Source organism: Saccharothrix obliqua (genome assembly GCF_019375475.1).
Classification (GTDB): Bacteria; Actinomycetota; Actinomycetes; order Mycobacteriales; family Pseudonocardiaceae; genus Actinosynnema; species Actinosynnema obliqua.
In genome coordinates, this window is sequence record NZ_JAHXGQ010000005.1 from 516,161 (window position 1) to 535,374 (window position 19,214).

The 19,214-nt window shown below is 72.3% G+C and carries 14 protein-coding genes; 6 read left to right on the forward strand and 8 right to left on the reverse strand.

Annotated elements, in window-relative coordinates:
- Window positions 1–89 precede the first annotated feature (89 nt).
- Both KZQ38_RS19270 and KZQ38_RS19275 read right to left on the reverse strand, forming a co-directional pair.
- Window positions 90–1,319 (reverse strand): sensor histidine kinase, encoded by a 1,230-nt coding sequence (locus KZQ38_RS19270; protein ID WP_308258476.1) that lies wholly within the window; start codon window positions 1,317–1,319, stop codon window positions 90–92.
- Window positions 1,320–1,396: 77 nt separating this feature from the next.
- On the reverse strand, window positions 1,397–2,074 hold the full coding sequence (locus KZQ38_RS19275) for a response regulator transcription factor (protein ID WP_219443481.1): 678 nt from the start codon (window positions 2,072–2,074) through the stop codon (window positions 1,397–1,399).
- A 392-nt stretch (window positions 2,075–2,466) separates the two neighbouring features.
- Here KZQ38_RS19275 and KZQ38_RS19280 point away from each other — a divergent pair, with 392 nt between their 5' ends.
- Window positions 2,467–2,907 carry a hypothetical protein gene (locus tag KZQ38_RS19280; protein ID WP_219443482.1) on the forward strand — a complete coding sequence of 147 codons (441 nt, stop codon included), beginning with the start codon at window positions 2,467–2,469 and terminating at the stop codon, window positions 2,905–2,907.
- Here KZQ38_RS19280 and KZQ38_RS19285 read toward each other — a convergent pair.
- On the reverse strand, window positions 2,877–3,773 hold the full coding sequence (locus KZQ38_RS19285) for a neutral zinc metallopeptidase (RefSeq protein WP_219443483.1): 897 nt from the start codon (window positions 3,771–3,773) through the stop codon (window positions 2,877–2,879). The genes KZQ38_RS19280 and KZQ38_RS19285 overlap by 31 nt on opposite strands.
- A 15-nt stretch (window positions 3,774–3,788) precedes the next feature.
- The gene (locus tag KZQ38_RS19290) at window positions 3,789–4,721 is read right to left on the reverse strand and encodes a neutral zinc metallopeptidase (RefSeq protein WP_308258477.1); all 933 of its coding nucleotides are present in this window, start codon (window positions 4,719–4,721) and stop codon (window positions 3,789–3,791) included.
- A gap of 387 nt (window positions 4,722–5,108) precedes the next feature.
- Between KZQ38_RS19290 and KZQ38_RS19295 the strand changes: the two genes are divergently transcribed.
- From KZQ38_RS19295 to nudC, 4 genes are all read left to right on the forward strand, one after another.
- Window positions 5,109–6,749: a DUF2207 domain-containing protein gene (locus KZQ38_RS19295; RefSeq protein WP_308258478.1), complete on the forward strand. Its 1,641-nt coding sequence runs from the start codon at window positions 5,109–5,111 to the stop codon at window positions 6,747–6,749.
- Between the two features lie 216 nt (window positions 6,750–6,965).
- Window positions 6,966–8,279, forward strand: a complete 1,314-nt coding sequence (locus KZQ38_RS19300; protein ID WP_219443485.1) for a M16 family metallopeptidase — start codon at window positions 6,966–6,968, stop codon at window positions 8,277–8,279.
- The gene (locus KZQ38_RS19305; protein ID WP_219443487.1) at window positions 8,276–9,664 is read left to right on the forward strand and encodes a M16 family metallopeptidase; all 1,389 of its coding nucleotides are present in this window, start codon (window positions 8,276–8,278) and stop codon (window positions 9,662–9,664) included. Before KZQ38_RS19300 ends, KZQ38_RS19305 begins: the two co-directional genes overlap by 4 nt.
- A complete protein-coding gene (nudC, locus tag KZQ38_RS19310) occupies window positions 9,661–10,611 on the forward strand; it encodes an NAD(+) diphosphatase (protein WP_219443489.1) in 951 nt (316 codons plus the stop codon). The genes KZQ38_RS19305 and nudC overlap by 4 nt, the downstream gene beginning before the upstream one ends.
- Window positions 10,612–10,755: 144 nt before the next feature.
- Here the strand turns inward: nudC and KZQ38_RS19315 are convergent, their stop codons facing one another.
- Complete coding sequence (locus KZQ38_RS19315) at window positions 10,756–11,610, reverse strand: NmrA/HSCARG family protein (RefSeq protein WP_219443490.1); 855 nt, start codon at window positions 11,608–11,610, stop codon at window positions 10,756–10,758.
- Between the two features lie 57 nt (window positions 11,611–11,667).
- Here KZQ38_RS19315 and KZQ38_RS19320 point away from each other — a divergent pair, with 57 nt between their 5' ends.
- Entirely contained in the window at window positions 11,668–12,204 is a 537-nt protein-coding gene (locus tag KZQ38_RS19320) for a MarR family winged helix-turn-helix transcriptional regulator (RefSeq protein ID WP_219443492.1), read from the forward strand.
- Window positions 12,205–12,521: 317 nt separating this feature from the next.
- On the opposite strand, the gene KZQ38_RS19325 is transcribed toward KZQ38_RS19320, so the two are convergent.
- Genes KZQ38_RS19325 through KZQ38_RS19335 form a run of 3 tightly spaced genes read right to left on the reverse strand, consistent with a single transcriptional unit; the run spans window position 12,522 to window position 19,194 of the window.
- Entirely contained in the window at window positions 12,522–16,538 is a 4,017-nt protein-coding gene (locus KZQ38_RS19325; RefSeq protein WP_219443494.1) for a TIGR02680 family protein, read from the reverse strand.
- Window positions 16,535–17,713, reverse strand: a complete 1,179-nt coding sequence (locus KZQ38_RS19330; protein WP_219443496.1) for a TIGR02678 family protein — start codon at window positions 17,711–17,713, stop codon at window positions 16,535–16,537. Before KZQ38_RS19330 ends, KZQ38_RS19325 begins: the two co-directional genes overlap by 4 nt.
- Window positions 17,713–19,194, reverse strand: a complete 1,482-nt coding sequence (locus KZQ38_RS19335; protein WP_219443498.1) for a DUF2397 domain-containing protein — start codon at window positions 19,192–19,194, stop codon at window positions 17,713–17,715. The genes KZQ38_RS19330 and KZQ38_RS19335 overlap by 1 nt, the downstream gene beginning before the upstream one ends.
- Window positions 19,195–19,214 lie beyond the last annotated feature (20 nt).

A 19,214-nucleotide genomic window follows, 5' to 3' on the forward strand; every position in this document is an offset into this window, starting at 1 on the left:
TCCCTGAAATCACGAGCGGCTTGAGGATGGGAACGGCTCACTGACCGTTGCGAATGGCTTCTTGGGGTCCTCCTTAGGGGTTGGAATGGCTAAGCGAGAGGCTCGGCTTGCGGTTGGCTGAGGGCCGCCTCGAGGTCGGCCAACGGAAGGCGGACCTGGAAGGCTGCCCCCGGACCGTCCGGCTCGATGCACGACAGCTCGCCGCCGTGGGCTCGGACCACGCCGCGCGCGATGGGAAGGCCGAGACCTGAACCGCCGGAACGGCGATCCCGTGCCTCGTCCAGGCGGACCAGGCGGTCGAAGACGCGCTCCCGGTCCTCCGGGGGCACACCTGGACCGTTGTCGGACACCACCAGCCGCGCGTGGCTGCCCACCGTCGACACCCGCAGCCGCACCCACCCGGACGGACCCGTTGCCTGCCGGGCGTTGTCGGCCAGGTTCGCCAGCACCTGCGCCAACCGTTGCGGATCGCCCCACACGTAGGCCGACTCGCCTTCGGCCGCGATGTCGAAGTCGGGCGCCAACAGCCGGGTACGCCCCACCTCGGCCTCCGCCAACGCCAACAGGTCCACCCGTTCCCGGTGCAGCTCCAGACCGGCGTCGATCCGTGCCAACGCCAGCAGGTCGTCCACCAGCCGCCCCGCCCGGCGGGACTCGCGCACCAGGAGCAGGTTCAGCCGTTCCCGCTCCTCGGCGCTGCCGGTCTGCATCAACGCCTCGGATACCGCCTGCACGCCGGCGATCGGTGTCCTGAGTTCATGCGCCGCATCCGCGACGAATCGTTTGGTTCGTTCTTCAGATCCCTCCAATGAGTCGAGCATGTCGTCAAAGGCCGCGGCCGTCCGACCGAGTTCGTTGTCCGTCCGCGCCGGGTTGAGCCGGTGGCCCCGACCGCCGCGCGCGATCGACCGGGCCAGCGTGGTCATCGCGTCCAACGGGGCCAACGCCCGTCGGACCACCCACACCAACGCCACGGCTGTCACCGCCAGCGCGCCGAAGCCCACCAGCAGCAGCAACCGCCGCAGACGTGACTGCGCGACGGTGATCACCGACGACTCGGCGTAGAGCGTGATGGTCGACCCGTCCGGCAGGTCCCGGGTCACCTTGTTGCTCAACTCGATGTCCGGCAGGTGACCGAACACCTTCCCGTCCGGCATCACCAGCCGCGCCTGCACGCCCCGGCCTTCCAGCCGGTCCACCAGCTCAGCCCCGCGCACCCGCTGTTTGACCAGCGTCTGCGCGTTGCGTGACTTGTCCAGCAACGTCGTCTCGACGTCCCGCTGCGATTGCGCCGCGAACATCGCATCCACAACCAGCACCAAGCCGACCAACACGGCACCGAGCACCGCTATCGCCGAAGTCGTGACTCGGCGCCGCAGTGACACGGTGCGAAGGCTCACGAGTCCTCCGCCCGCAGCACGTACCCCAATCCACGCACCGTGTGCAGCAATCGGGGACCGTGCTCCTCCAGCTTTCGGCGCAACGCGCTCACGTGCACCTCGACCAGATTGGGGTCGTAGTCCTCGTAACCCCACACCGCGGTCAGGATCTGCGTCTTCCCGACCACCCGCCCGCGTTGGGCGGCCAGGTAGCGCAGCAACCGCAGTTCCGTCGCGGTCAGCTCCACCGGGGCGTCACCACGCAGCACCACCGCCGAATCCGCGTCCACGACGAGGTCACCGATCTGCACGGTCGACGGTGTGCGGCCCAGCCTCCGCAACACCGCACTGACCCGTGCCACCAGCTCGGCCAGCACGAACGGCTTCACCACGTAGTCGTCCGCGCCGCGGTCGAGCCCGCGCAGCCGGTCCTCCACACCATCGCGAGCCGTCAGCATGACCACGCCCGCCCCGCTGGTGCGGCGGATGACCTCGAGGAGCATGAACCCGTCCCGGCCCGGCAGCATCACGTCGAGCACCACCAGATCGGGCCGGAACCGCGCGAGTTCGCCTTCCAGGTCCCGGCCGTCCGGACGGACCTGCACCTGGTACCCCGCTTCACGCAGGGCCGAACCCACCGCGACGGCGATGGCCTCCGCGTCCTCGATCACCAGAACCCTGGCAGCAGTCGACACCTCCTCATTCTGCGTGGTGGGGGACAGTCCCCGCCCGCGTCTTCAGCCTGCCCTCAGGCAGGCGGGCGAACAGCGGATCCTCGGAACACCATGAGCGACGTGCGACCAGGGCCGGGCAGTGCCCCGTGCCGCGACGTGCCTCGGAGGGGGCCTGAGCCCGTGTGGCGTCAAGGTTCGGCCCCCGACCGGGGACCGCGTCCGGAGTGGACGGACAGGGGTGGGGCGGCTGATCGCGGCCCGGCCGGCGGGCCGGGTGGGTTGGGATTTGTCATGAGTCCATATTCGAACTTGTGTTCGAGGTGGTCAAGATCACTTTCGGGTGATGGTGATGTGGAGCGCGGTGGCCTCCCGCCCCGCGACAAGACGACACCGCGTCTGCGACCATCCACCCCGTGGCGGTTCGGCTCGGCCCAGTCGGATGGGCGCTGATCCTGCTGGTCGTCGGACTGGCGGGAGTCGCGGCGGCGGTCGCGTTCTGGGTGCTCGGCGGGTCGTCCGCGGAGCTGAGACAGGTCGAGGCGACCGTGGTGACACCCGCGTCGTGCGGCGGGGACGGCGGCTACGACCGCGTCCGGGTCGACATCGACGGCCGGTCCCGCACCGCCAAGCTCGACGGCTGCGGCCACCGCGAGAACGAGGTCGTCCAGGTGGTCCTGCCCGCCGACACCAGCGGGGAGTTCACCGTGCGGACGGCCGACGCGACGTCTTCGACGATCCCGCTCGAAACCCGCGTGACCGCCACGCTGCTGTGCCTGAGCGGCCTGGCCGGCGGGCTGTACGCCTACCTGTTCAGCAGGCGCGGTCAGCCGACGGCATCCGCCGAGGCCGTGTAGGTGTTGCACGCCGTCGTGACACCCGACGTGAACCCGTAAGACGCCCACTGCGCCTGGTTGCGCGGGTTGCCGTGCGCGTTCTTCTCCGCGGGTTCCTCGACGGCGTACTGGAAGTCGTCCGCCGCCTGTTGGGCCAGGTCCGCGCCGATGGAACCGGACACCGCGGTCAGGAACACCCCCGCGAAGCAGTTCGCCTGGAGTTCGATCCGGCGGGACATCTCCAACCCGGCCGGCGTTCCCTCGCCCGCCTCGATGATCTTGCTGTCCGCCGCGCGCAGGAGCCCGGACAGGGCCTGCACGTGATGCCCGTACTCGTGCGCCAGCGTCGCCAGGTGCGTGGCCGGGCGGTCACCGCCGCCGTTGTCCCGCAGGCGCCCCGTGGGCATGTAGATGGTCTTGTTGCGGCCGCAGTAGTAAGCGACCGCTTCCGTCTCCGACGGAGCAGCGCCGCACGGGCTCTCCTTCAGGTCCGGCGACGCGTCCAGCGAGGGCGGCCCGAACGGCAGGTTGCCCCGGGTCAACGCGGGTCCCCACGCCTTGTCCAGGCAGGACACACCGGCCGCGTAGTAGGCGGAGAGTTCCGCGTCCGACAGCCCGAACGGCGGCAACGTGCAGGTCACGCCCTCCAACCGCACCGGCGACGTCATCAACGGGTGGTCGCCCAGCCGTTGCACGGCGCGCGGTCGCGGCTGCTCGGTGGTCTTGGCCTGCGCGGGCACCTGTGCGGCGGCCACCGGCCGACCGCTGATCCGCTGACCGGTGTCCAACTGGGTGACAAGGCCGAGGCCCAGCACACACGAAATGATCAACGCGAACACGCCGATGAGCACGATCGGGTTGTTCTTGGGCTCCTCGGGCGTGTGCACGGTCCTCCAGTTGGCTTAGCTGACGTCCGCCGCGCTCGCCAGCCAAGTGTTGCACGCGCTCGTCTCGTTGTTCCTGAACCCGTGGTCAACCCACGCGGCATTGCGCTCCGGAGCGCCGTGGTCGCGGTTGGGGTAGATCGGGTAGTCACCGCGGCTACCGGCGTCCGTCAGGGCGACGGAGATGACGTCACTGGGCACCGCGCCGCGGGAGAGGGGCGCGAGCGTCATCCCGCCGAAGCAGGTCGCCTGCAACTCCTTGCGGCGGTTGATGTCGAGGCCGGCCTCCGTGTCCCAGCCGCCCTTCTCGTACTGGGCCTTGCTGGACGCGCGCAGGATGCCCGAGAGCCACTGGACGTGGTGGCCGTACTCGTGGGCGAGCTGCCCGATGTACTTGCCGGGGTGGTTGGGGTTCGCGGCACCCTGTTCGCTGGCGTAGTGGTTCGGCGTCCAGTAGATGGTGCCCTCGCAGTACATAGCCGTGCGGTCCGGCCCCATGGACCCGCACGTGTTGGTGATCTGCGACGTCACCATCACGAGTTCGACCGGCTGGTACGGCAGGTTCGCCTTCTCGAACGACGGCTTCCACATGGCTTCGATGCACGGCAGCGCGGCGCGGAGGAACTGGTCCTGGCCGCCGGGGGAGTAGCTGATAGCGGGCAGGGGGCAGCCGTCGATGTCGAACGCGCCCAAGCCGGCGCCATGGATGGGATTGTCGCCCAATGTGATGACGGCTTTGGGGCCGGCTTTTGTGGAGCCGGTGGACGACGTCCTGGTGGACGTCGTGCTGCTACTCGTGGTTGTTGTCGTTTCAGTCGTTGTGGTGGTTGTTTGCGTATAGGTGTAACTGGAGTAGCCCGAGTAGGCGGAATCGTCCACACTCTTGCGCTTGGTGGTGGTCGCGATGAAACCAATCGCCGCGACGCCCAGGACGACGACCCCGATGAGCACGGCCGCGATTAGGGGGCCGTTGCTCTTCTTGCGCGGCAGCGGAGGCGGGTACATCTGGCCCGGCGCGCCCCAGCCGGGTTGCGGCGGACCCCAGTTCGCCGGCGGTGGCTGAGGTGGGGCCATCGGCGGCGGCGTCACCGGACCGGGTGATTGGTACTGCCACGGCTGCGCGGGGGGCGCCGGCTGCTGCTGTTGCGGTGGCTGCTGGGCGGGCCACGGGCGAGTCGGCTGGGGGTTCAGCGGTGCGGCCATCGGCGGAGGCCCGACCGGTCGTGGCGGCGGCCAGCCACCGGGTGGCGGTGGTTGCGTCATCGCTGGTGATCCCCCATATCGCGGATGCCCGAATCAGCACTGAAGCATAAGCGGACTCCGCTATTCTCCGCGGCCGTGTTGAAAAACTGGGGAGCGGCGATCACCTGCGCCGCCGCGCTGTGCGCGCTCGCGGGTACCGCCTCGGCGCAGCCGAGCAGCCCGGTCGGCCTACCCGGCACGGTGGGGTCCGACGTGCGCCTGAAACTGGAGCGCGACGGCAAACTGACCGTGACGGAGGTCGTCAGCATCCCCGATGGGAGGACCGCGAAGCGCGTGGTGCCGCTACGCATCGCGGTCAGCGAAACCCGTGACCGCGTGTTCGAGGTGACGGACGCGTCGGTCCAGGGCAAGGGCACGGCCACGGCGTCTCCCGACGAACTGGTCGTCGCGCTTGAAGCGGGCACGTCCACGGTGACCTACACGGTGGTCGGCGCGGTCGCCAAGATCGGTGACACGCTGGAGCTGCGGTGGCAGCCCGCGAGCGGCTGGGACACCGCGCTGGACTCGGTGAAGGTCTCGGTCATCACGCCGGACGCGCCCAAGTCGGTGAACTGCCTCGCCGGCGAGCCGGGCACCTCGAAGCCCTGCACGACCGCCGAACTGGGCGACGGCCGCGGTGTGCGTGCCACCGAGATCGGCCTTTCCGCAGGTGAGCGCATCGACGTGGCGGTCGGGCTGCAGGACGGCGTGGCACCCGCGAACGCGCGGATCGAGGAGACCTCCGGGCTGGCGGCGGCGTTCGCGTTGACCCCGATGACCGCCCTCGGGCTCGGTGGCCTCGTCGTGCTGCTGCTGGCCGGTGGGGTGCTGCTCTGGTACCTGCGTGGACGCGACGCGCGTGCGTTGGCAGGTGATGTGGCGCCGGTGCACGTCCTTGTCACCGACAGTGCGGGACATGTGGCGTTCGCGTCGCCCGACGGTGTGCTCCCAGGTCAAGTGGGCACCGTGGTGGACGAACACGTCGACGTGGTGGACGTGACGGCGACGATCGTCGACCTGGCCGTGCGCAACTACGTGTGGATCGAGGAGGCCGGCGCGCTCGACTGGCGGCTGGTGCGTCGCAACCCGGCAGATCCGTCTCTGTCGGACTATGAGCGCGCGGTGTACGAGGCGATCCTGCCCGTGGGTGTGGATGCCGTGTTGTTGTCCGAGCTGCGTGGTCGGCGGATCGACCTCACGAGCGTGCGGGACGCCTTGTACGCCGACGTGGTGGCGAAGAACTGGTTCGTGCGGCGGCCGGATGCCGAGCGCAGCCTGTGGTGGTGGGTCGGTATCGCGCTGGCGGGATTGGGCGTTGCCGCGACCGTGCTGCTGACCCTGGTGACCGGTCCGGCGTTGTTCGGCCTGGTGGTCGTGGTCGCGGGCGGTGCGTTGGCGCTCGGCGCGCGTTGGATGCCGTCGCGCACCAAGCGCGGCAGCGCCCTCCTGGAACACGTGCGTGGCCTGCGTGCGTATCTGGTGTCGGCGACGCCCAACGATGTCCCCGAGTCCGATCGGGAGATGGTGTTCTCGCGGTCGCTCCCGTACGCGGTGGTGCTGGGTGAGTCGGAGCGCTGGTTGGGCGCGTTCGCCGGCCAGCGGGCGGGGCTGTACTGGTACGGCGCGGGCGAGCAGGCTGCTGACCTGCGGCGATTTGCTCAGCGGTTCCCCGCCTTCCTGGGCGCGATGGACGGCGTCCTGGCCCAGGCCGGGCACCTGAGGTTGCTGCACTCCTGACTTCACCCGATAGTGATCTTGCCTCCCTCGAACCCCTGTTCGAGAATTGACCCGTCCGCCCCACACCCCCGTCGGGCAGCGGGGCAGAGGAGGCGGGCGGGTTCGTCGGCGTCCCGGCACGTGGGATCACGGCCGTTCGCCGTCGGCGGACGCGGTGATGGGTCGGGGCGGGCCACCTGCGGTCCCGGCGCGGCCGGAAAGCCGTAGGCTGCGTCCATGGCGCTACCCGAACTGCACAGGTTCACGCTTCCCAACGGCCTGCGGGTGGTGCTCGCCCCAGACCCGAGCGCCCCGGTTGTCGGGGTGAGCGTGCACTACGACGTGGGATTCCGGTCGGAACCGGAGGGGCGGACAGGTTTCGCGCACCTATTCGAGCACCTCATGTTCCAGGGCAGCGAGAGCTTGGAGAAGCTCGCCCACTTCCGGCACGTGCAGTCCTCGGGCGGCACGTTCAACGGGTCGACCCACCCCGACTACACCGACTACTACCAGGTGCTGCCATCCGCGGCGTTGGAGCGGGCGTTGTTCCTGGAGGCGGACCGGATGCGGGCGCCGAAGCTCACCGAAGAGAACCTGCGGAATCAAATCGACGTGGTGAAGGAGGAAATCCGACTCAACGTGCTCAACCGGCCGTACGGCGGGTTCCCCTGGATCCTGCTTCCGCCGGTCCTGTTCCAGACCTTCCCGAACGCCCACAACGGCTACGGAGACTTCACCGACCTGGAGAACGCGACGGTCGACGACTGCGCGGCGTTCTTCGACACGTACTACGCGCCGGGGAACGCGGTGTTGACCGTCGCGGGCGATTTCGAACCCGACGTCGCCAAGGGGTTGGTGGAGAAGCACTTCGGGGACGTGCCCGCGCGTCCCGTGCCGACGCGGCCGTCGTTCGCGGAAGCGCCGCCGAAGGGTGAGCAGCGCGCCTACCACAGCGACAAGCACGCTCCGATGCCCGCCATCGCGCTCGGGTACCGCATCCCGGACCCGGTGGCCGAGGTGGAGGGGTACCTGGCCTACCTCGTGCTGGCGGGTGTGCTCACCGACGGCGACGGGTCGCGGCTCCAGCAGCGGCTGGTGCACCGGGACGCGCTCGTGGTCGACGTCGGCGCCGGGTGCGGGTTGTTCGGCCCGCTCGAGGCGCGTGACCCGGACACGTTCAGCGTCACCGCGATCCACCCGCCGGACGTGACGTCCGAGCAGGTGATCGCGGCGGTGGACGAGGAGTTGCTGCGGCTGGCCGAGGAGGGTCCGTCGGAGCAGGAACTGGCGAAGGTCACCGCGCGGTGGGTGTCGACCATGCACCGCGAGCACGACCGGCTGACCAGCCGCACGCTCGGGCTGGGTTCGGCGGAGCTGCTGTTCGGGCGCGCCGAGCTGCTGTACGAGCTGCCGGAGAAACTGGCCGCGATCACCACCGACGAGGTCGCCGCGGCGGCCAAGGCGTTGCGGCCGGATTCGCGGGCCGTGCTGATCCTGAACCCCGCCGGCGCGGACGCCGGCGACGCTTCTGACAACGGAGGTACCGAGTGAGCGCCCCGACGACGCACCGCAGCGCCGAGGAGATCGGTCGCACGGAGCTGGGGCCGCGTCCGTTCCCGGAGCTGGGTGAGCAGCGGGCCGCCGCCGACCTGGCCTCGGTGGACACGGTGCTGACCAACGGGCTGCGGGTGATCGCGGTCCGGCGGTCGTCGGTGCCCCTGGTGGAGGTGCGGCTGCGGATTCCGTTCGCCGACCCGGCGGCGAGCACCGTCGGCTCGACCCACGCGGCGCGGGCCGAGGTGCTGGCCAACACCGTGCTCACCGGCACCGCCGGGCGCAGTCGCGTGGACGTCGACACCGAGCTGGCGCTCGTCGGCGGCGAGCTGGACGCGACGGTGGACCCGGAGCGCCTGGCGCTGTCCGGCAACGCCCTGGTGTCGGGGCTGGACACGGTGCTGGACGTGCTGCGGGACGCGTTGACCGGTGCGACCTACCCGGCCGAGGAGGTGGACCGGGAGCGGGCGCGGCTGGTCGAGCGGATCCGGTTGGCGCGGTCGCAGCCGAACGTGATCGCGCGGGAGGCGTTGCAGCGTCACCTGTACGGCGACCACCCGTTCGCCAAGGAGATGCCGGAGGCCGAGGAGGTCGCGGCGGTCACGCGGGACGACGTGCTCGCGCTGCACGCGTCGGCCGTGCTGCCGCGTGGCTCCGTGCTGGTGGTCGTCGGCGATGTCGAGCCGGACGCGGCCGTGCGCGCGGTGGAGAACGCGCTCGGCGGTTGGGGTGGCGAGGGTGCGGCGCGGACCCTGTCGCCGCTGCCCGTGGTGCAGGGTGGGAACGTGCTGCTGGTGCACCGGCCCGGCGCGGTGCAGTCGCAGATCCGGCTGGCCGGGCGCGGGCTCGTGCGCACCGATCCGCGGTACCCGGCGTTGCAGATCGCGAACCTGGTGTTCGGCGGGTTCTTCTCCTCGCGGCTGGTGGAGAACATCCGCGAGGACAAGGGCTACACCTACAGCGCGCGGTCGCACCCGGAGTTCACGCCGGGTGGCGCGGCGTTGCTGGTCGACGCCGACACGGCCAGCGAGGTGACGGCGGCGGCGCTGCTGGAGACGCGGTACGAGCTGGGGCGGCTCGGGTTGGTCCCGCCGTCCGAGTCCGAGGTGGACACGGCGCGGCGGTACGCGATCGGGTCGCTGCTGACCGCGACGTCGTCGCAGGGCGGCCTGGCGTCGTTCCTGGTGAACCTCGCCGGACTCGGGTTGGGCATCGAGTGGTTCACCGGGCACCCCGACCGGCTGGCGGGTGTCACGGTGGACGAGGTGGCCGCGGCGGCGTTGGAGTTCTTCGCGCCCAGCGCGTTCACCGGCGTGCTGGTCGGTGACGCGGACCTGCTCGCGCCGCAGCTCCGGTCGTTGGGGGGTGTCACGCTGCCGTGACCTTCGAGCTGGTGGAGCTGCCGGCTCTGTCCCGCTTCACGGCGGACCGGCAGGAGCCGTTGCGTGGTGACGCGGAGCGGCTCGCCCAATTGTGGCCGAAGGCGCGTGTGATCACGGTCGACGCGCACGGTCGGACGCTGGTCGGTGAGAAGGCTTCGCGTCTGCTCGACCGACCGGCCACGGACTTCGGTGATGAGCCGCCCGCGGACGCGGTGCTGCTCGGCGAGCAGGACGGCGTCGCGTACTGGGCGGTTCCGCTTGCCGAGGACGCCACCGAGGCGAGTGCGCCGACCGGGCGCGCGTGGTTCCAGGTCGAGCCGACCGAGGAGCCGCAGTGGCTGGACCTGCGGGCGTGTGGTGCGTTGCTGGACGACATGGGCGCGGGGCTGTTCACGTCGGCGGTCGCGTTGTTCCACTGGCACCGGACGGCGAAGTTCTGCGCGGTGTGCGGTGGCACGACGTCTCCGGTGCGGTCCGGGTGGGCGCGGGTGTGTGCGGGGTGCGGGCGCGAGGAGTACCCGCGCACCGATGCCGCGGTGATCTGCCTGGTGCACGACGGCGCCGACCGGGTGCTGCTCGCTCGTGGTTCCGGGTGGCCTGCCGGGCGTTACTCGGTGCTGGCGGGGTTCGTCGAGGCGGGGGAGTCGCTGGAAGCCTGCGTGGCCCGGGAGATCCTGGAGGAGGTGGGTGTCGGGGTGCGCGACATCCGCTACCTCGGCAGTCAGCCCTGGCCGTTTCCCCGGTCGTTGATGGTGGGGTTCCAGGCGATCGCCGACCCGGACGAGCCGTTGCGGCTCGCGGACGGGGAGATCGCCCAGGCGAAGTGGGTGTCGCGGGCGGAGGTGCGGCAGGCGTTGGCGGTGCCGGGCAGTGTTCCGGACCTGCTGCTCGCGCCGGGCGCCTCGATCGCCTACCGCATGATCCAGTCCTGGGCGGCTGTCGGATAGCACGCCGACCTGGGCTCAGCCGGATGGTGGCTGGGCCCGGGTCGGGTGTTGGGGCTCGGTCGGGTGCCTCGGCGGTGAGCTGGGGAGTGGTGGGGTGGCGGCGGCCCGGCTGGCGGGCTTGGCCGGGATGAAAGGCGTCGGGGGTTAGAGGAGTTCTTGCCAGGGCACGGTGTTCGCGATCTCGGCGTACGTGTGCCAGGTGATCTCCGGGAGCTTGGCGTGCAGGGACGGCAGGTCGATGTCGGTGCCCACTTCGCTGAAGTAGCGGAACATCGCGGCCAGGTCGGTTGAGTGTCTTTCCACCACCGTCAGGGGTGGGCGGTGGTGGTGGATTGGTTTGCCGATCGCCCTGGTGAGGATGTCCGCCATCTGGGTCGGGGTCAGGGCTTCGCCTGCCAGGTCCAGGCGGGTTCGGGTGAAGCGGTCCGGGTTGTGGAGGGTCAGGGCTGCTGTTTCGGCTATGTCCCGCACTGCCACCAGGTGCAGGGGGCGGGTCGCGGGCATGGGGATGCCGAGGATGCCCTGGCGGAGGCCGCTGAGGGTCCAGTCGCCGAACTTGTCGTCGATGAACGCCGCCGGGGCGAGGATCGTCCAGCGCTGGGGCTTGGACATCAGGTGTTCCTCGATGCGGCGCTTGCTGTCGAAGTGCGGGATGCCGGTGTTGCGGTCGGCGTTCGACGCCGACGTGAAGACGATGTGGTCCACGCCGTCCGCCGCGTCGATCAGGGCGATGCCCTGGCGGGTCTCGGTTTCCGGGTCGGTGCCGAACGGGGTGGTCACCGCGAACACCGAGCGGACGTCGCGCAGGGCGGTGCGGAGGCTGGACGGGTTGTCGAAATCGCCCTCGGCCAGTTCGGCACCGGCGGCTTCCAGTTGCCGGGCGGCAGTGGAGTCGGGGGTTCTGGTCAGGGCTCGGACGGGGTGGCCGGCGGCCAGCAGGAGGCGGGCCAGTGCTCCGCCCTGGGCACCGGTCGCGCCGGTCACCAAGGTCAATTCCATGGGCAAAGGTTGACACTGAAAATATTCCTCGGTCAAGTGGATTGGTAGGGTGGGGTGGTGGACCGGTTCGAGCCGAGCGATGAGCTGTTGGCGTGGCTCTACATGCAGCAGGGCGTGGACGCGGTGCGCGTCGCGATGGGGGAGCGGGTCGAGGCCGTCGCCGGGTGTTCGCTGCTGGAGCACGAGGCCCTGTACCGGATCGACATGGCTGGTCGGTTGCCCATGTCGGAGTTGTCCGAGCTGTTGGCGGTGAGCCCGAGCGGGACGACGCGGCTGGTGGAGCGGCTGGTGCGGCGGGGGTGGGTGGAGCGGTCGCAGCCGCCTGACAACCGGCGGGTGGTGTTCGCCTTGCTGACCGATGCCGGGCGGGAGGTGCTTCGGGCGACCACGGCGCCCACCTACCGGGCGGCCGTGGCCGAGGAGTTCGCCGGCACCTTGAGCGGGCGGGACATCGCCGATCTCAAGCGGATCGGGCAGAAGCTGTTGCAGGCGCACGGGAAGTGGGACGCCCGGCGGTTCGCCCCGCGGGGGAGCGCCCCGGGCGACCTGGTGGGTGGGGAGGACGGCCTCAGCGGCGAGGCGGGGCGGGCCTGAGGGACGGCCCGAGCGGGTGGGGCGAGCCGGGCTGGAGGGGCCTGAGCGGCGGGCCGCGCTGGAGGGGCCTGAGCGGTGGAGCGGGCCGGGGTGGAGGGGCGCGTGAGTGGTGGGGCGGGTCGGGCTGGATGGGCCTGAGCGGCGGGGCGAGGCGGGCTTGAAAGCGGCCTGGGCGGTGAGGCGGGGCGGATCGGGCTGGAGGGGCGGCCCGAGTGGTGGGGCGGGTCGGGGAGCGGTTTGGGAAGTCCTGGTCGGGTGGGGTCGGGGGTGGTGGCGGGTGTTCCGGAGCCGGGTGGCTCCGGAACAGCCGGCTCGGGTCAGGGGTCGATTCGGTCCAGGGCCGCGCCGTCCCAGGTGGTTTGGGTGCACGCCACGCCTCGGCCGTTCTTGGGGCGCAGCACGTCGTAGATGTGCATCCGCGGGATCTTGTCCGACACGCCCCACCCGCTCGGCCACGTGATGACCCAGTCCATGTCTAGGTCCACCAGCAGGCCCAGCATCCGGGCGATGGTCGGGTCGTCCAGCCGCTCGAACGCCTCGTCCAGCAAGACCAGCCGCAGGGGCGCGAAGTCGTCGCTCACGGCGTCGTAGAACGAAGCCGCGGCGGCGAAGAGGGTCACGTACGAGATCAGCCGGGTCTCGCCCGACGACAGCTGGCGCAACCGCCGCTCACGCGGGTTGCCGTCCGGGCCGGTGTCGGCCACGGTCACCGTGAACTGGTGCCACGTCCGGTAGTCGAGCGCCCGCGCCAGGATCTCGGCGTAGCCACCGGTGTGGGTGTCGCGCTCGGCCTCGATCCGCTCGGTGAACACCCGCCGCAGCCGGGCGTCCTGCTCGGGGTCGCGCTCCGCGTACGACAGCCGCACCAGGGCCAGGGCGTCCCGCGTCGCCTCCTCCAACGCCGCGGACGGCTTCCAGGCCAGCTTCACGTGCACGCCCTGGCTGGACCGCGCCTTCGACAACACCTCGTTCATCCGCCGGCACAGGTCCTCGGCGACCGTGATCTGCCCGCGCAGCCACTCGGCCAGGTCGCGGATCAGGTAGTCGGCGAAGATGTTCTGGTAGCGCTCGTCCAGGAAACCCCTCTGCTCGGCCAGCTTCGCCGTGACCTGCCGCGCCGCGACCGCCACCGGCCGGGCGCCCTCCTCGCCGGTCACCGTCACGGTCAGCAGCCCCTCGTGCTGCTCGGCGGCGATGTCGTGGCTGCCCGCCAACGACGTCTGGAGCGCCTGGAGCTTCGTGATCACCGTCGCCTCGCCCGCGCCGCGCCGGTCGGTCACGGCCAGCGCGGCACGCACCGACTCGACGTCCTCCGGCACGTCCGGCAACGCCGCGACCAGCACGCCCGGCGCGCGGATCGCCGCCTTGAACCGCTCGACGGCCCCGGTCCGGGCGTCCCGCGCCACCGCCAGCTGCTCGGCCGCCGCGTCCAGCTGCGCGGTCAGCTTCGCCGCCTGCTCCCGCGCCGCCACGACCCGCTCGCGCACGCCCTTCAACTCGTCACGCATCTCCCGCCGCGACCGCTCGGCGGCGGCCAGCTGCTGGGCGATCTCGCGGGCCTCGCCGCCGATCGCGTCGGTCAGCTCGGCCAACGTGGCGGCCTGCGTCGCGTAGTCCGCGCACCGCGCCTCGGCGTCGGCCTCGGCGGCGGCCCGGTCGGCGACCGCCGCCTGGTACCGGTGACCGGCGTCGGCCAGGTCCGCGACCGTCGACCGGCACTGGCGGCGCAACACGTCGCCGAGGCGGTCGGCCGTGCGCTGCGCCTCGGCGGCGGCGGCCTGGGCCTGGCGCAGGCCCTCCGGGGTGGCGGGCAGGCCCGCGTCACCCGCCTGCCGCACGACCTCGGCGTCGGCCGCTTCGCCGCGGGCCCGCGCGGTCTCCAGCTCGGCGTGCAGGTCCTCCGCGCGCTTGGCCGCCCGGTCGGCGGACTCCTGCGCGGCCTGGAGGCGGCCGTGCCTGGCGACCAGTTCGCGGTCGGTCGGGAAGCGGTCGAGGTGCGCCTCCCACCGCTCCACCAGGTCGTGCGCGGCGGCCAGGTCCGCTTCCGCCCGACCGAGGTCGGCACGCAACTCGGCCAGCTCGTCCTCCACCTCGGCGATGCGCCGCCTGCGGGCGGCCTCCCGCGCGCCCGCGCCGATGAACTCGGCCGCGTCCTTGCGCCACCCGCCGGTCAGCACGCCCGCGTGCCACCCGCCGTCCGGGGACACCCGGAAGGGTGCGGGTTCGTCCACCGCCACCGCGGCGAGCAACGCCGCGACGGCGGACGCGGGCACCGGCGAGTTCGGCGCCACGGCGGGCACCAGCACGGACGCCAGGGACGCACCGGGCGCCGGCTCGCCCGGCACCGCCAGGACGTCCCTCAGGTCGGTCGGGACGTCGCCGGACGCCGGCACCCAGGCGTCGAGCAGACCGGACGCCTCCAGCGCGGCCTCCAGGCCGGCGCGGCGGGCGTCGTCCACGTCCGGGTGGAAGTCCACCAGCCGGTAGAACGGGGAACCCGTCGCGGGGTCGCGGTCCGCCGACGTGAACCGGCCGCGGTCCGGGACGCTGGTCGTGCCGGACCGCAACGCCGCCAGCTCCGCGTCCAGCGCGTCGATCGCCCCGTGCAGCTCGGCCTTCCGGGTGGTCGCGTCGTGCGCGGCGGCACGGGCCGCGGCCACCAGCGGGCCGACCTGCTCGCGGGCCGCCGACGCGAGGGCGCGTGCGGCGGCCGGGTCCACGGTCGCGGGCAGCGGCAGGTCCTCGGCCGGCCTGCCCGGACCGGACTCCTGCCACGCGCGGACCTCCGCCGGCCAACCGCGGGCGACCTCGGCCAGTTCCCGCGCCTCCAGGTCACGCAGCGCCGCGGCCTCGGCCGCCGCCTCACGCGCGTCCCGCGCGGTCTGCCGCAACGCGTCCACGGCCCGCCGCGCGGCCTCCTGCTCGTCCGCCTGCCGGTGCAGGGCCATGGCCAACGCGCCGCGCTGCCGCGCCAGGGACGCGATCTCGGCGGTGCGGGCCACCGCCGGTTCCAGGTCCAGGTCCCGCACGGCGGGCGGCACGCGGCGCTCGATCGGCAGCGGCTCGGCTTCGGGGTCCGGCTTGGCGCGCACGGACTCCGTACGCACCTCGGCGTCGACAACGGACAGCTCCGGCACGTCCGGCGCGAGGGCCGCGTCCAGACCCGCCGAGCGCAGGTGGTGACGCAACGGCTCCACCAGTTCCCCGGCCACGCCCAGGTCGTCGGAGAGCCGCCGCAGCAACCGCAGCACGCCGTCGACCGCGCCGTCCTCCTGGGACCGCTGCTTGCTCGCCACGTCCAGCGCCGCGACCGCCGACGACCGCTTCTCCGCCACCAGCTTCTCGCGCGTCCGGAGGTCCTGGAGGTCGCGGAACGCGGGCAGCTCCTGCAACGCGCCGATGGTCTCCTCGGCCTGCTGCTCGCCCGCCTCCAAGGACGACAACGCGTGCTCGGCCGAACCGCGCTCGGCCGCGGTCTCCGCCAGCGCCGCGGTCAGCTTCGCCGCTCCGCGCTCCAGCTTGCGCACGGCGTCCTCGGCGGCGGTGAGCCGGTCGGCCGACGCACGCAGCCCGCCCAGCGCGTAGTCCGCGTAGGTCTTGAGGAACGTGCCGAGCGCCGCGTCCGCCGACGACAGCCGGACGATGTTCTCCCGGATGGACTCCAGGTCGTCGAACGACGTCGCGAGCTGCTCCACCATCGCCTGGTCCAGCGGCGGCAGCGCGTCGGACAGGATTTGTTCGAGCTGACCCTCCAGCACCTTCAGGCCGACGTCCGGGTTGCGCAGGGTGCGTTGCAGGTGCAGCAGGTCGCCGTACCGCGCGCCGGGCACCCCGTACACGGTCTCGGCGACCTTCGCCCGGAACGCGGCCTCCTCCAACACGCAATCGGCACCGATCAGGTCGCGCAACTGCGTCGGACCCAGCGGGGTGCGCTCCGCGCCGACCAGCCGGAGGTCGTGGCCGACGCGGGCGGGTGTGATGAAGCGCCACGAGTCGGTGATCGCCTGCGACGTCTTGGACGCCTTCACGCCCAGGCCGCACGTCAGGTGCTCGTCGCCGCGCACCAGCTCGACCCACGCGTACCCGATGCGGTTGGGGCCGCCGTCGTAGTCGTCGAGCATCAGGCGGCGCAGGCTCACCGTGTCGAAGCCCTTGGAGCCGACCTGGCGCAGGTCGCCGTCCAGGCACAGCGGCAGCAGCAGCTCCAGCGTCCGGGACTTGCCGGACCCGTTGGTGCCCTGGAAGATCGCGCGGCCACCCGAGAAGTCGAACGTCTGCTCGGTGTACTGCCAGATGTTGACGATGCCACCGCGGTGCAGTCGCCACCTGTTCACGCGTTCTCCTTGTCCTGCGGTGCGTCGAAGAGGGACCAGCTCGGCACTTCCGGCGGCGGTGCGGGCCGCTCCACCTCGCGCTCGGGGTCGCCGTCGGGTACCGGCGCCCAGCGGTGCGCGGCGGCGACGAGCCACCAGCCGTCCGCCGCGTGCTCGGCCAACCCCGCGCGGCGCAGCAGTTCCAGCACCTCGTCGGCCAGCCGGTCCAGGTCGTCGGTGAACTGCTTGGACCACGCCGCCGGGTAGTCCGCCACCAGCCGCGCGCACGACTCGACCAGCCGCTCCCGGACGACCGGGTGCCGGTCGCCGACCGGGTCGCCGTCGAGCAGGTCGGGCAGCGCCAGCAACGCGATCCGGGCCACCGTGGAGGTGCCGGGGAAGTACAGGTCGGTCAGGTAGTCCTCGGGGTCGGCCGCCAGCACGCCCTCGGACCGGGCCTCGACCCGCAGCCCGAACGCGGTCTCCAGCGACGCGGCCTCCCGGCGCTGGTGGCGGCGCAGCCACTCGGCCTGGTCGGCGGGCAGGTCGGCGTGCCGGACCACCGGGTTCTCCACCAGCTTGCGGCGCACCGCGTGCTCGACGCCGCGGGGTCCGGGTCGCGCGGCGAGCCGCACCAGGTGCTCCGGTGACGTCGCCTCCGCCACCGGCCCGGTCAGCAACTGCCCGAGCAGGTCGGTGTCGACGGTGATCAACGCCTCGGTCTGCGCGTCGACCGCGCCCTCCGTCTCGTGCAGCACGCCCAGCGACACCAGGTGGCGCAACGCCGCCGTCAGCGCACGCCGGTCCGCCACGTCGTCCACCACCGCCAGCCCGGCTTCCACGGCCGCCGCGCGGACGTCCGCCACCAGCTTCGACAGCAACGCCTGCCGACCGATGCCGGTGAGCACGGCCATCGTCAACGCCACGTACGCGTAGCCGCGTGGCGACATGCCCGGCACGCCCCGCGTGTCGTCCGCGCCCGGACCGGCCTTGTACAGCCGGGCGAACCGCCGTTCCACCACCAGCCGGTAGCCGAGCTGCCGGGCGAACAGGTCCTGGAGCGCGACCCGGTGCCGGTAGACCAGGGTCAGCAGCTCGCCGTCCGGGCCGTCGGCACGCAGCAGCGGGCGGCGCAGCAGGGTGCGCGCGCAGCGCACGACGTTGGCGGCGTCGATCTCGGAGAGGTCCTCGAACATCAGTCGAGCACCAGCGTGGAGTCGTGCAACGTCAACGTGCCGGCCCGTGAGTGGACACGGGTCGCTTCGCCGGGGGTGTGCGCCACGGTCACCCGCAGACCACGCACCGGGTCCGTCGCCGAACCGGAGTCCGACGCCCGGTCCCGCTGCGCCATGGCGAGGGTCAGCAGCTCGCACAGCACGCCCAGGGCGCCGCCGGACAGCTCCGTCGTCGCCAGCCGGGGCGCGGCGGCCGACAGCTCCGCCACCGCCGCGGCCCGCCGCTCGTCCGCCTCCCGCGCCTCGGCCAGCAGCGACTGCTCGGTCATCGGGTCGTCCAGGATGCGTGACGTGCGACCACGCACGCCCCGGTCGCCGCGGCTGCGGACGCTGACCGACACGTCGTGCACGGGTCCGTCGCGCCACGACGTGCGCTCGTTGTCGCGGTCGTGCTCCGGCGCGGGCGAGAGGTGGCGTGCCGAGTACAGGCCGAACGCCGCCGCGTACAGCTCGTGCGCGCGGTCGGGGCCACCGCCGTCGAACCACGCCGCGAGCTTCAGCAGCTCGGCCCGCCTGCCCGGCAGCAGCCCGCCGCCGGACGTCGCGCGCTTCACGCTGGCCAGCAGCGAGCCGATCGCGCGTGCGGTGGCGTCCCGCAACGCCGTCACCTGGCTCGGGCGGCCGGGCCGGTCCACGAACCAGTCGGTCAGCTCCTGCCAGTCCGCCGCGGACCGGCCCCGCGCCCGCTCCACCCGGTCGCCCAGGTCGGCGCGGCCGAGCAGGCGCAGCAGCTCGCCACGCGCGCCGGCCAGGCCGGCGAGGGCGGCGGCGATGGCGGGCGTGTGCCGCAGCACGTCCTCCACGACCATCTGGATGTACTCGACCAGCAGGTTGCGGAACCCGGAGATCTCCTCGGGCGCGAGGTGGTGGCGGGTCACCACCTGGCCCAGGTAGGCGTAGAAGTCGCGGACCGTGGCGGCCAGTTCGGCGTGCTGGAGGAACAACGTCGTCACCTGCTCGGCCAGCACCTCGCGGGGCCTGCTCGCGGCCTCGTCGGCCAGCGCCGCCGCCAGGGAGCGCCCGAGCTGCCCCAAGCCCCGCTCCACGGCGGGCAGCAGCTCCCGGGACACCTCGCGCGCGCCCTCGGGCACGCGCAGCAGCTCGTCCACGTCCCGCTGCACCCGCACGGCCAGCTTCGACACCTGGTAACGCACGCTGCCGTGCTGGAACTCGGCGATGCTGGCCGCCACCACCTCGCGGCGGCCCTGCACCAGGTTGCCCCACTCGACGAGCTGCCGGAGCCGGCTGAGCACGTTCTCGATGCGTGACTCGCCCGGCTCCACGCGGCCCTCGCGCTCGGCGCCGGCCAGCGCGCCCGCCACCTCGCCCGCCGACAGGTCGGCCAGCAGCGTGGACGTGAACAGCCGCATGATCGCCAGGTAGGTGCGTTGGTGGTCACGCGCGTCCAGGTACGCGTAGAGCTTCAAGCGGGCCGGTTCCACGGGAGGCAACCCTAGTGCGG